The sequence below is a fragment of the Candidatus Pseudothioglobus sp. Uisw_050_01 genome (assembly GCF_048085775.1).
Classification (GTDB): Bacteria; Pseudomonadota; Gammaproteobacteria; order PS1; family Pseudothioglobaceae; genus Pseudothioglobus.
On sequence record NZ_CP159804.1, the window covers coordinates 203,552 to 216,735 of the forward strand.

Annotated in this window: 13 protein-coding genes; 4 read left to right on the top strand and 9 right to left on the bottom strand. The window is 37.4% G+C overall.

Annotated elements, in window-relative coordinates:
• Positions 1-96 precede the first annotated feature (96 nt).
• Genes serS through secF form a run of 4 tightly spaced genes read left to right on the top strand, consistent with a single transcriptional unit; the run spans position 97 to position 4,552 of the window.
• Positions 97-1,386 (top strand): serine--tRNA ligase, encoded by a 1,290-nt coding sequence (gene serS / locus ABXT51_RS00955; protein WP_416695744.1) that lies wholly within the window; start codon positions 97-99, stop codon positions 1,384-1,386.
• A gap of 25 nt (positions 1,387-1,411) precedes the next feature.
• Positions 1,412-1,765 (top strand): preprotein translocase subunit YajC, encoded by a 354-nt coding sequence (gene yajC / locus ABXT51_RS00960; RefSeq protein ID WP_271537331.1) that lies wholly within the window; start codon positions 1,412-1,414, stop codon positions 1,763-1,765.
• Between the two features lie 16 nt (positions 1,766-1,781).
• Positions 1,782-3,629 carry a protein translocase subunit SecD gene (gene secD / locus ABXT51_RS00965; RefSeq protein ID WP_416695745.1) on the top strand — a complete coding sequence of 616 codons (1,848 nt, stop codon included), beginning with the start codon at positions 1,782-1,784 and terminating at the stop codon, positions 3,627-3,629.
• Positions 3,626-4,552: a protein translocase subunit SecF gene (secF, locus tag ABXT51_RS00970; RefSeq protein WP_416695746.1), complete on the top strand. Its 927-nt coding sequence runs from the start codon at positions 3,626-3,628 to the stop codon at positions 4,550-4,552. The genes secD and secF overlap by 4 nt, the downstream gene beginning before the upstream one ends.
• Before the next feature lie 8 nt (positions 4,553-4,560).
• Here the strand turns inward: secF and fabB are convergent, their stop codons facing one another.
• The 9 genes from fabB to ABXT51_RS01015 all read right to left on the bottom strand — a co-directional run bounded on the left by fabB (position 4,561) and on the right by ABXT51_RS01015 (position 13,167).
• The gene (gene fabB / locus ABXT51_RS00975; protein ID WP_271537337.1) at positions 4,561-5,781 is read right to left on the bottom strand and encodes a beta-ketoacyl-ACP synthase I; all 1,221 of its coding nucleotides are present in this window, start codon (positions 5,779-5,781) and stop codon (positions 4,561-4,563) included.
• A complete protein-coding gene (fabA, locus tag ABXT51_RS00980) occupies positions 5,781-6,293 on the bottom strand; it encodes a 3-hydroxyacyl-[acyl-carrier-protein] dehydratase FabA (protein WP_416695747.1) in 513 nt (170 codons plus the stop codon). Before fabA ends, fabB begins: the two co-directional genes overlap by 1 nt.
• Positions 6,294-6,356: 63 nt before the next feature.
• Positions 6,357-7,514 (bottom strand): O-succinylhomoserine sulfhydrylase, encoded by a 1,158-nt coding sequence (locus ABXT51_RS00985; protein WP_416695748.1) that lies wholly within the window; start codon positions 7,512-7,514, stop codon positions 6,357-6,359.
• 13 nt (positions 7,515-7,527) lie between these two features.
• The gene (gene purF / locus ABXT51_RS00990; protein WP_271556769.1) at positions 7,528-9,045 is read right to left on the bottom strand and encodes an amidophosphoribosyltransferase; all 1,518 of its coding nucleotides are present in this window, start codon (positions 9,043-9,045) and stop codon (positions 7,528-7,530) included.
• A gap of 3 nt (positions 9,046-9,048) precedes the next feature.
• The gene (locus tag ABXT51_RS00995; protein WP_416695749.1) at positions 9,049-9,945 is read right to left on the bottom strand and encodes a CvpA family protein; all 897 of its coding nucleotides are present in this window, start codon (positions 9,943-9,945) and stop codon (positions 9,049-9,051) included.
• A gap of 52 nt (positions 9,946-9,997) precedes the next feature.
• Entirely contained in the window at positions 9,998-11,215 is a 1,218-nt protein-coding gene (locus ABXT51_RS01000; protein ID WP_416695750.1) for a bifunctional folylpolyglutamate synthase/dihydrofolate synthase, read from the bottom strand.
• A gap of 39 nt (positions 11,216-11,254) precedes the next feature.
• A complete protein-coding gene (locus tag ABXT51_RS01005) occupies positions 11,255-11,710 on the bottom strand; it encodes an FxsA family protein (protein WP_416687320.1) in 456 nt (151 codons plus the stop codon).
• A complete protein-coding gene (gene trmB, locus ABXT51_RS01010) occupies positions 11,711-12,406 on the bottom strand; it encodes a tRNA (guanosine(46)-N7)-methyltransferase TrmB (RefSeq protein ID WP_416695751.1) in 696 nt (231 codons plus the stop codon).
• Complete coding sequence (locus ABXT51_RS01015; RefSeq protein ID WP_416687326.1) at positions 12,403-13,167, bottom strand: exodeoxyribonuclease III; 765 nt, start codon at positions 13,165-13,167, stop codon at positions 12,403-12,405. The genes trmB and ABXT51_RS01015 overlap by 4 nt, the downstream gene beginning before the upstream one ends.
• Positions 13,168-13,184: the final 17 nt, after the last annotated feature.

Consider the following 13,184-nt stretch of genomic DNA (forward strand, 5'->3'; position numbering starts at 1 on the left):
GTTAAGGTGTTGCATTTTTAAGTCAACTTAAAGCATCAATCCCTCTTATAGCATAGGATATTGTATAATTTATCTAAAATAATTTAGGTTTATATAATGTTAGAAAGCAAGCTTTTAAGAGGAAATATTGATTTTGTTGTTGAGCAACTTAAAAGGCGTAATTTTACGTTTGATGTTGATGAGTTTAATAAGCTTGAGGATCAAAGGAAAGTGATCCAGGTTCACACACAAGAGCTGCAAAATTTACGTAATACTAAATCAAAAGCAATAGGTCAAGCGAAAGCTTCTGGAGAAGACATTAAGCCTTTGTTAGATGAAGTTTCTAGTCTTGGAGAGAGCCTTGATGGTGCTAAATCCGAATTAAATGCACTCCAATTTAAGATTGATGAGATTGCCATGGCAATTCCTAATTTACCTCATCCTTCAGTTCCTGAAGGTTTTAGTGAGGATGACAACCTTGAAGTTCTTAAGTGGGGGGAGCCCAAAAAATTCGACTTTGAGCCAAAGGATCATGTGGATTTAGGCGAAATGCATGGCATCGACTTTGCTGCTGCCACGAAGATTTCAGGTGCTAGATTTGTTGTTATGACTGGTAAGATTGCAAAACTTCAAAGAGCACTCACTCAGTTCATGCTTGACCATCATACGGAGGTTAATGGTTACACCGAGACGTATGTTCCTTACCTGGTAAATGCAGACTCTCTGATGGGCACTGGTCAATTACCAAAATTTGAAGCCGACTTATTTAAAACGCATCTCCATGGAGAAGAGGGTGATGCGAAATCACTTTACTTAATTCCAACTGCTGAAGTTCCAGTAACCAACATTGTGCGCGACTCAATTATAAAAGAGTCTGATTTGCCTCTAAAGTTTGTAGCACACACGCCATGTTTTAGATCTGAAGCAGGATCATATGGAAGAGATACTAGGGGATTAATACGTCAGCATCAGTTTGAAAAAGTTGAATTAGTTCAAATCTCTAAACCTAGTGATGCTTACGATGTTCTTGAGGAGCTTACAGCGCATGCAGAGGGCATACTAAAGCTACTAGAGTTACCCTACCGAAAAGTTTCATTGTGTACTGGTGATTTAGGTTTTTCTTCAGCCAAAACTTATGATTTAGAGGTGTGGCTTCCTGGCCAGTCTGCATATCGCGAAATTTCATCATGTTCGTGTTTTGAAGCTTTTCAAGCGAGAAGAATGCAGCTTCGTTGGAAAAACTCAGACACCAAAGAGTCAGAGTTTTTACATACTTTAAATGGCTCAGGACTTGCAGTTGGCAGAACTTTGGTTGCGGTGATAGAAAACTATCAAAATGCGGATGGCAGTATTACAATACCAAAAGTCTTACAGGTCTACATGGGCGGCTCAACTAAGATAAAATAACCCCTTTATTAATTTGGAGTGAGAAATGAATTTACCACCAGAACTATTTCTGATAGCAATGTTTGTACTGATGTATTTTTTATTAATCAGACCACAACAAAAAAGAGCTAAAGATCACAAAACCCTATTAAAAGCCTTAAAAAAAGGCGATGAAGTTGTTACTAATGGCGGTGTCATTGGGAAAATTACTGCAGTTGATGAGTCTTTTGCAGAAGTAGAGATTGCTTCAGGAGTTATAGTTAAATTACAAAAACAGGGCATTAATCAAAAGATGCCAAAGGGAAGCGCAAAATCTATGACTAAGTCAGGTTCTAAGGAAAAAGCAATCCCCAAAGCTAAAAAAACAAAAGCAATCGGCAAAAAAGAGATAGAAAAATAATATATAAAAACTCAATATGAATCATTACGCAGCTTGGAAAAATGCACTTATTGTATTTTTCTTATTCCTCTCAACTCTATATGCATTGCCAAATCTGTATGGTTCAGATTTGGCGATTCAGATTACGGGAACGGGCGACTATATTGTTGAAGATAGTGATTTAGAGTCTATAAGTAGTACACTGACAGAAAATAATGTTGACTTTAAATCTATAAAGATTGATAGCAATAATATTCTAGTTCGTTTTAACAACTCCCAATCACAGCTTTCTTCTAAGACACTTTTAAAGAACTCACTAAGCAGAAATTATGTGGTTGCTCTTAATCTTGCTCCGTCAATTCCACAATGGCTTGGGAATCTGGGTGGTAAGGCAATGTCTTTAGGGCTTGATCTCAGAGGAGGCGTTCATTTTTTACTTGAAGTAGATATGGAGGCAGTAGTTTCAACCTCTTTAGATCGTTATTACAATGAGCTAAGAACTGCTTTACGTAAGGATAAGCTGTATAAAAAAATTCGCAAAGAAGATAATAGGTTAGTTGTAAGCTTCAAGAGTGAAGATCTTAAGAACAAGGCAAAAAAGGTTTTAAAAAATGATTTGCCTGATTTGGTAATTGTTGAAGGTAGTGAGTTAGAGCTAGAGTTTGGTCTTGAAGTTTCATCAAGTGCTCAATCTACAGCAAAATCTAGTGCACTAAAACAAAATATTACTACCCTTCGTAATCGAGTAAATGAGCTAGGTGTTGCTGAGCCGATAATTCAGCAACAGGGCACAGAAAGAATTGTTGTTCAGTTGCCTGGAGTTCAGGATACGGCCAGAGCCAAAGAAATATTAGGAGCTGTAGCAACAGTTGAGTTTAGGTTAGTTGACGAGCAAAATGATGTTCAAACTGCCATCCAATCAGGAAAAACACCATCGGGCTCAAAGCTTTATAAGTTTAAAGATGGAAGACCTTTACTACTCAAAACAACTGTTATAGCAACGGGTGAAAATATAGTAGATGCATCTTCTAGTGTTGATCAAGATAATCAGCCACAAGTTAGTATTGTTTTAGATAGTTCTGGTGGAAGAACCATGCTGGAAACTACTAAAGAATTTATAGGCTATAGAATGGCTGTTGTTTTTATTGAAAATCAAGTAGAAACAATTATTGAGGATGGTGTTGCAGTGAAGAAGCGCAGTAAGACGCAAGATATTATTAATGCAGCAACAATTCAAGGAACCTTCTCTAATCGTTTCCAGATAACTGGTTTAGACAGCTCTAGAGAGGCGCGAAACTTAGCATTACTATTAAGAGCAGGTTCGCTTTCAGCTCCGGTTGAAATTATTGAAGAGCGAACAATTGGTCCAAGCTTGGGTGCTGATAATATTCAAAAAGGATTCATTTCTGTTTTAGTTGGTTTTGCCTTAGTGTTGGTATTTATGGCGTGGCGATATCGTGTATTTGGCTTGGTTGCAAATGTGGCTTTAACATTAAATTTAATCACTATAGTTTCAATACTATCTATGATTCAGGCAACTTTAACCTTACCAGGAATAGCAGGTATAGTTTTGACAGTTGGTATGGCGGTTGATGCTAATGTCTTAATTTTTGAACGCATCAAAGAGGAAATGCGCTCAGCTAAAGATATTCAAAAAGCAATTTCTGCAGGTTATGAGAAAGCACTGTTGACTATTGCTGATGCGAACATTACAACCCTTATAGCATCCTTGGTGTTATTTAGTTTTGGTACAGGAGCAATTAAAGGTTTTGCTGTTACACTTTCAATTGGAATTATTACCTCTATGTTTACAGCAATTATTGTCTCTAGGGCAATGATCAATCTTATTTACGGTGGAAAGAAAGATAAGGAGTTGGCAATATGAGTCTTAGATCATTAAATATTCCAGTTATTGACTTTGTAGGTAGACGCAAATATGCGATGATTTTTTCTGCAATTTTATTAATTGTCTCTATAGCTTCAATAGGATTTCAAGGTCTCAAATTTGGTATTGACTTCACTGGTGGTACATTAATCGAATTAGGCTATGAAAAATCAGCTGATCTTGAAGGTATTCGTTCAAAGCTTGCTGCTGCGGATTTCAAAGGTGCTAATGTTCAATATTTTGGATCAGATACTGAAGTTCTTATTCAGTTGGAGCCACAAGCTACTTCAAGTGCAAAACTCAGTTCATCAATTATTAGAATGCTTGGTGAGGGAATTGATGTTCGCAGAGTTGAATTTGTTGGGCCAAAGGTTGGTGAAGAGCTAACCAATGATGGCGGCCTGGCAATGCTTTATGCACTTATTGGAATTTTAATTTATGTTGCCTTTAGATTTGAGTATCGCTTTGCTCTAGGCTCCATTGCGGCCCTTATTCATGACGTGATTATTACGTTAGGAGTGTTTTCATTACTGCAAATTGAATTTGATTTGACAGTATTGGCTGCTATTCTTGCAGTAATTGGTTATTCTCTTAATGATACGATCGTAGTTTTTGATAGAATTCGAGAAAACTTTCTTGCAAGTCGCCAAGTGGAGCCTGGATCAATTATTAATGAGGCTCTTAATCAAACTTTATCACGAACATTAATGACATCCCTCACAACTTTACTTGTTCTTTTTGCTCTATTTTATCTAGGGGGAGAGGTGATTCATAGTTTTGCTGGTGCACTTCTTATCGGTGTGGTAATTGGTACCTACTCTTCAATCTATGTTGCGAGTTCAACTATTCTTGCGATGGGAATTTCCAAAGAAGACATGCTGCCTTCGGAAAAAGAGAAAAAAGAGATTGATGCTAGACCGTAAAAATAACTTTATTTGCTAAATCTTTCGAAAACAAGACACGCATTTGTCCCACCAAAACCAAAACTATTTGAGAGGATGCGATTTAGTTTAATGCTTTTCGTTTTCCTAACAATTGGTAAGCCTATTGCTGCGTCATCAAGATTTTCTATATTCACAGATTCGGCAACAAAATCATTTTGAAGCATCAAAAGTGAATAAATAGATTCGTTAACTCCAGCTGCTCCCAGCGCATGACCCGAAAGAGATTTAGTTGAACCAATAAGAGGCGTTGAGGTAGTACCAAATACCTCCTTGATTGCACCTAACTCTTTAACATCGCCAACTGGTGTTGATGTTCCATGAGCATTAATATAATCAATTGAACCATTAAGCCCATCAGTAGCAATCTGCATGCAGCGTTTAGCACCTTCACCTGATGGTGCGACCATGTCATAACCATCAGAAGTAGCGCCATAGCCAACTAACTCTGCAATGATAGTTGCCCCTCGAGCCTCTGCATGGTCTAAAGACTCAAGCACAAGGGCTCCGCCACCTCCAGATATTACAAATCCGTCTCGATCTGTATCAAAAGCACGTGATGCCTTATCAGGAGTGTCATTATATTTTGAAGAAAGGGCACCCATAGCGTCAAATAACATAGTTAAAGACCAATCAAGTTCTTCTCCCCCTCCAGCAAACACAACATCTTGTTTGCCAAGTTGAATTTGCTCCATAGCGTTACCAATACAGTGCGCACTGGTAGAGCAAGCAGAACTGATTGAGTAATTTATTCCCTTTATTTTAAAGAGTGTGGAAAGGCAGGCAGAAGTGGTAGAACCCATAGTTCTTGGGACGCGGTATGGGCCAACTCTTTTGATGCCTTTTTCTCTTAAAATATCAGCAGCTTCAACAATATTTTGATTTGAAGCTCCACCAGAACCCATAATTAAACCAGTTCTTTCATTCGAAATCATTTCTTCACTTAATCCAGATTCTTTGATTGCCTCATGGAGTGCGATTGCATTAAATATCGCCGCATCAGCCATAAATCGCAGCATTTTTCGATCAATAACATCACTAGTATCGACCTCTGCAATTGCACCATGAACATGAGACCTAAGACCCATTTCTGAATATTTTTCACTAAATACTATTCCAGATTTAGCAGACTTTAAGGATTTAAGAACTTCGGACTTGTTGGAGCCTAAGCTGCTAACAATACCCATTCCTGTAATGACTACTCTGTTCATCAGAAGGAAGATGTATCAGTAAATAATCCTACCCTAAGGTTTGTTGCTTCGAAGATAGTTTTCCCATCTACTTCCATGGTTGCATCTGCAATACCCATATAGAGTTTTCTCGCAATAACTCGAGACAGACTTATATTGTAAGTAACCTTTTTACTTGTTGGTAAGACTTGGCCAGTAAACTTAATTTGTCCAGAACCAAGTGCTCGACCTCTTCCTGGTCCGCCAAGCCAGCCTAAATAAAAACCCACTAACTGCCACATTGCATCTACACCGAGACAACCAGGCATTACTGGATCTTCATTAAAGTGACAATCAAAAAACCATAAATCTGGATTAATATCAAGTTCTGCAGTCATTCCACCTTTACCATATTCTCCACCAGTTTCAGTAATATTGGTAATGCGATCAAACATCAGCATAGGTGGTTTGGGAAGCTGGGCATTGCCAGGGCCAAAAAGTTCGCCCTTACCACAGGTAATTAAATCCTCATAAGAAAAGTTGTTTTGCTTCATAAAGTCCAATAAATCAAGTACTGATAGAATTTTATCATAGTTAAATTACTATTGAAATTCAACTTATGGCCTAATGTCAGCAATAATGTCACCAATATCTTCTAGCCCTACTGATATACGAATAAGGTTTTCAGTGATATCAGTTTGTCGTTTCTCTTCATCTGAGAGTCGAACATGAGTTGTAGAAGAGGGATGAGTGATGGTAGTTTTAGTGTCACCAAGATTTGCAGTAATTGAAATCATCTTAGTATTATTTATTAGACGAAAAGCTTCGGCTCTGCCGCCACTAACCTCAAATGAAACTATTCCACCAAAGCCTGTTTGCTGCTTTTTTGCAATTTCATGATTTGGATGGTTTTCAAGGCCAATGTAGTGAACTTTTTTAATGAAAGATTGGTCACTAAGCCAAACAGCTAATTTCTTTGCACTTCTACAGTGTGCATCCATTCTTATCTTGAGTGTTTCTAAACCTTTTAGGACAATCCAGGCATTGAATGCACTTAAGGTTGGACCAGTGCTTCGAGTAAACGCACTTATTTGATCAATTATTGACCCGTTTCCCGCAACAGCTCCTGCAAGACATCTACCTTGCCCATCAATATATTTAGTGGCAGAGTGAATGACCAGGTCAGCTCCTAAAGTCAGTGGCTTTTGAAGCGCAGGCGTCATGACACAGTTGTCAACAGCTAATACAATATTGTTTTTCTTTGATATAGCTGCAAGCTTTTCTATATCAACAACTTCACCAAGTGGGTTTGATGGTGTTTCTAATAAAAATAATTTGGTATTTTTTTGAACACTTTTTTTCCATCCATCTAAATCCCCTAAATCAACAAAAGTAATTTGAATATCAAGCTTTTCAATAATACTATTTAGAAGAACTATGGTTGTTCCAAACATACATCGAGAGGCCACCATGTGCTCTCCGGGCTTAAGAAGAGTCATAATTGTTGCAAAGATGGCAGACATACCGCTAGCAGTTGCCTGGCACTTTTCTGCACCTTCTAAAGCAGCTAATTTATTTTGAAAGGCGTCAACTGTTGGGTTAGTAAACCTCGAGTAAACATTACCTTTTTGTTTGTTTTCAAAGCGATCAGCAGCTTGTTCAGCACTCTTAAATCTATAACTCGAAGTCAAAAAGATAGCTTCAGAATGCTCTTGCTCCTCTGTTGCATGATGTCCTTCGCGAACTGCTTTTGTTTGAAAATTAAGGTCTTTCATAATTTATGCTCAATTAGTCAGCATCATTGTAGATTAATTCTGAGCTTTCATTGGAAATATTACCCAGTTTGGCATTGTCGGATCTTTGAGCTTCAAGGTTATTAAGATAAGGCTCATCTATGTCTTTGGTGAGGTAGTTGCCATCAAAACATGAGCAGTCAAAACTTTTAATATCAGGGTTTCCCTGTTGAACTGACCAAATTAAGTCATCAAGATTTTGATAAATTAATTTATCAGCGCCAATAGTTTTACATACTTCTTCTGTTGTTTTATTGTGGGCGACAAACTCATTTTTACTAGCCATATCAATTCCATAAACATTTGGATATCTAACTGGAGGCGCGGCGGAAGCAAAGAAAACTTTTTTTGCACCAGCAGCTCTTGCCATTTGAACGATTTCCTGGCTTGTTGTTCCGCGAACAATAGAGTCGTCAACTAAAAGTACATTCTTGTCTTTAAATTCGAGTTCAATCGCACTTAGTTTTTGACGAACAGATTTTTTTCTTTGTTTTTGTCCAGGCATAATAAAGGTTCTAGCAATATAACGGTTTCTTATAAAGCCTTCTCGATATTTTAAATTTAACTCATTAGCGACTTGAAGAGCCGATGTTCTCGAGGTATCAGGAATAGGCATTACAACATCAATTTCCTCATATTGCCACTCAGACTTAATTTTAATCGCAAGTCTTTCGCCCATCCTGAGGCGTGATTTATAAACTGAAATTTTGTCGATAATTGAATCAGGTCTTGCAAAATAAACAAATTCAAATATGCAAGGTGATAATATTGAATTATCTGAGCACTGCTGAGAATGAACATTACCTTTACGGTCAATCACAATGGCCTCACCAGGCTCTACATCTCGGGTAATTTTGAAGCCAAGTGCTGTAAGGCCGACACTTTCTGAGGCCAGCATATACTTAGTGCCATTTCGTGTAGTTCTTTCTCCAAGGATTAAAGGCCTTATTCCATGGGGATCTCTAAATCCAAAGATACCATAGCCTGGAATCATTCCAATAGCCGCATAAGCTCCCTTTACTCTTTTATGAAGTTTTGTTACTGCATTAAAAATATCATTTTCATTAATTCGATGTTTTTGCTCTTCAGCTATTTCGCTCGCGAGTATGTTGAGTAATATTTCTGAGTCTGAATTTGTATTAATATGACGAAGATCTTGCTCAAAAAGTTCACTTGCTAATGACTCTGCATTGGTCAGATTTCCATTATGTGCAAATGCTATTCCATAAGGTGAATTTACATAAAAAGGCTGCGCCTCTGCTTCAGAAGAACTCCCAGCTGTAGGATAACGGACATGACCAATCCCCATATCACCAATTAATTTTTCCATATGTTTTGTTCTAAAAACATTACGAACAAGGCCGTTACCTTTGCGCATATAAAAACGACCCTTACTGGCAGTTGTTATTCCAGCAGCATCTTGACCGCGGTGCTGAATAATTGTGAGAGCATCATAAATATAAAGACTCACATCTTTTTTTGTAGTTGATAGTATTCCAACAATGCCGCACATAAGTTAATCCCCTGTAATCTCACTTTCTATGAACTCGACAATTTTATCGCCGGGCTCAAGTTCAATAAATAATAAATGTTTAGACAATACAGGCTTTACATCAACCGACCAATCTTGAAATGTTCTTAGAGCGCCACTAGTTTCAACCCATGCATGGTTTTGAGTGACCCAAGTCATGCTTTGAAGGATTAATACAATGATTAGAACAAAAATGCCACCTTTAAATAACCCTAAAAATGCACCAAGGAAATTATTAGTTATTCCACCAACATTTCTAGCATTGATGAGAGTATCAAGTGAGCTCAAGACTCTGATAATGCTGTCATAAACCGGTGCCATAAGAGAGGGGTTTTCTGAGTCAATTTTAATGTTAAGGAGTTTTGATAAGGCAATTAGCGCAATTACTAAAATTGCAAAAACTATAGCAAATGTAATAAAATTTCGCAATGAGTCGTTCGCTATTAGTGATTCAATTGTTTGAAATTCAGCTACAGCCCCTCGATAGTTAAAGCTTATTACTGCAGTAATTGCTAATATTGTTGTAACCGCAAAAGGCCGATTTAGAGCGTTTGGATTATCATTATTTGAAGAGGCTTCAGTAAGCCTATAAAAACCTTTTTTGATAAGCCAAATACTAAGGAATATACCACCAAAAGATAAGGCAAAAATAGATTGGTTGTCTGGGCTAATCCAGCTACTTAGGAAAGTCTTTGCAAACGAGTCGTAATATAGCCAAGCTAAGATAATTGCAAAGATAACAAAAATAAAGCTAATGATTTCCCTAGCAAGTCCTTGAATAAAGCCCCTAACTACAAAAATAATTAGAATAATCAAGGTAAGCCAGTCTGACCAAGCCAGTAAACTTATAGCACTCCAAACATTGTCAAAAAAATTGCCCATGAGCCCCCTGATAGATAGGTGTAATTTTACAACAGTTTCTTATGGTTTGTCGTTAACTCCAGAAACTATTAACGTTAAACTTTTTTATGATTTTGAATGCATCAGTAATTGTATAAAAAGAGCCAAAAATAACAATACGTTTAATTTCATTCAGTTCAAGTGATTGGCTAATCGCACTATTCATATTAAGGCAGATAGTGGTCGATTCAGGCTCATCAAACTTATTTTTTAGAGACTCTAAATCGATTGATCGTTCCGCTGAAATTGGAACTAAAAACCAATGTTTAATGGCTCCAGAGGCGAGTTCAATCATATCAACAATGTTTTTATCAGCCAGTGCTGAAAAAATGGCGACGGTTTCCATTGGGTTTTCTGACAATGTATTTATAAGAGCCTCTACTGCTGCTGGATTGTGTGCCACGTCAAGAACTACTGTTTTATCGCCTATAGTTATTTTTTCAAATCGCGCTGCGACTCTAGCTTTTTTAACCCCTTCAGTAATCATAGAGATGGATACTGGAAAACGATCTGCAAGACTTTCAATGGCCTTAACTGCGACAGCAGCATTAAGCTTTTGATGCGCTCCTTCTAGACCTATTTCATTTTTATAACTTTCAGAGATAAGGGTAAGGGGAGTTTTGATTTGTTTTGCGTATGACAATAAACTTTGAGGCGGGTCTTGATCACCACAAATACATGGTTTTGCGGTTCGCATCACCCCTGCTTTTTCCCTGCCAATCGCCTCTCTTGTATCGCCTAGGTAGTCTGTGTGATCAATTGCAATATTTGTGATAATGCTTACATCACTATCAACCACGTTCACAGAGTCAAGTCTTCCGCCAAGACCAACTTCTAGAATTGCAAGATCCACACTAGCTTCTGCAAATATAATTAAAGCTGCAAGTGTTGAAAATTCAAAATATGTGAGCGTTACACCTTCCCTTTTTGTCTCAATTAATTCAAACGCTTTTATGATTAATTCATCAGAAACTTCCTTACCATCAATCGCAAAGCGTTCGTTATACTTTAATAGGTGAGGCGAGGTAGAGCGACCAACCTTGTATTTTGATTTATGATAAATACTATCAATAAAAGAAACGGTAGAGCCTTTCCCATTTGTTCCTGCTACTGTAATAACTGCATATGGAACTCCACTTGGAAACAGCAGATCATAGACAATTTGAACTCTATCAAGGCCTAAAACAATGGTTTCCTCCATTAATGTTTCTTGCCAATTCAGCCAATCATCGAGAGTTCTTTTATTTTGCATATTGAAGAGTAGTTTTACTAAATCAAAAAAAAGTTTAAATTATTTATCTTCCCAAAACTCACCTTCAATAGTCTCATCTTTGTTAGTTTTTTTTGTTTCACTAGTTTCGCCTCTATTGATAAAGGCTGATTTTTTTTTACTAAAGACGCGCTCTGCATTTTTTTCTAAAAAGTGGTTTATGAAATAGCTTCTACTCCAGGGCATTAAGCCAAGCAAGCCCAGAATATCGGTAATAAACCCAGGTGTTAATAACAAAACACCAGATACTAAAATGACAACCCCCTCAAACATCTCTACTGCAGGAGTCCTTCCTTCAGCAATACTTTGTTGAGCCTTTGCCATAGTTGACCAGCCCTGTTGTTTCAGAAGACGAGAGCCAATAAATGCAGTAATAATCACAAGTAGTACTGTTGAAAGTCCACCAATAGCTTGACCTACAGTTACCAGAACATAGATTTCAGCAAGTGTGACAACAACAAATATAGGAAATAACATTTAACCTCCTTTTATGTTTGTAAAAATTATGTCCCAAACCCCATGGCCTAATTTTTGACCTCGATTTTCGAATTTAGTTAAAGGCCTATTTTTTGGTCTTAAAGAATACATATGGACACCAGCACAGTTTTTAAAGTGTGAATGTGATTCTAGCAACTCCATAATATGCTCAGCATAGTTCTCCCAGTCGGTAGCTATATGAACAATACCATCTTTTTTAAGTTTGTTGGATAGAAGGTCCAAAAAGCTTATTTGAACAATTCTACGCTTATGATGTTTCTTTTTGTGCCAAGGATCAGGAAAGAATAGCTGAAAATGTGAAATACTGTCATCTAAAATATTGTTTGTTAGAGCCTCTACCGCATCATCCTTGATAATTTTGAGGTTGCTAAGTTTATTCTTATTAGCCTCATTAATAAGCCTTCCAACGCCAGCCTCATAAACCTCTATCCCTAAAAAGTTTTGATTAGGCTGATCGATTGCCATCTCAAGTAGGCTGTCACCATTTCCAAATCCAACTTCAAGTGTGACGTTATTTTTTGATAGAAAAAGTTTATTAAAATCAAGTTTTTTTTCATTAAGATCAACGCCATAATCATGCCATAGCTCATTAAGACCAATAGATTGAGCCTTGGAGATTCTTCCTGAGCGCCTTACAAAGCTCTGTATTTTTCGTAAATATTTTACTTCTGTCATAGTTGGTAATCAATGATTAGCGGAGCATGATCAGAAAAACGCTGCTCTTTATATATTTCGCATGATTTGGCAAGGCCAGCTAAATTGCTACTGACTACCTGGTAGTCAAGTCGCCAGCCTGTATTATTGGCCCATGCCTGTCCTCTATTTGACCACCAAGTGTATTGATATTCTTCTTGGTTGATTTCTCTAAAAGAGTCGATGAAGCCAACATCATCATAAAGTGTATCAAGCCACTCTCTCTCTTCTGGGAGAAAGCCAGAATTTTTTTGGTTAGGCCGCCAGTTTTTTAGGTCAATTTTTTTATGCGCGATATTCCAATCACCACAGATAATATATTTTCTGCCATCTTTTTGAAGCTTTTTTAAATGAGGCATAAAGCGGTTAGTAATAAATTCCATTTTGAATGCTTGCCTCTCTTCTTTTGACGACCCTGATGGAAGATAAATTGAGAGAACACTTAAATCTCCAAAATCAGCTTGAATAATCCTTCCTTCCAAATTCATATCTTCCCAGGGGCTATAAGAGATCTTATCAGGCTTAGTTTTGCAGTATAGCCCCGTCCCACTATAACCCTTGCGCTCTGCACTATGGTAATAGGTATTCATTCCTTCTGGGTAGAACTTTTCATCTAGCTGATCCTCTTGCGCTTTAATTTCTTGAAGGCAAACGACATCAGCATTCTTTGTCTTGAGCCAGCTAAACAGACCTTTTCGCTCAGCAGCTCTAATACCGTTAACATTAATTGTTATAATTCTCATTGCACTTATTTTAATAG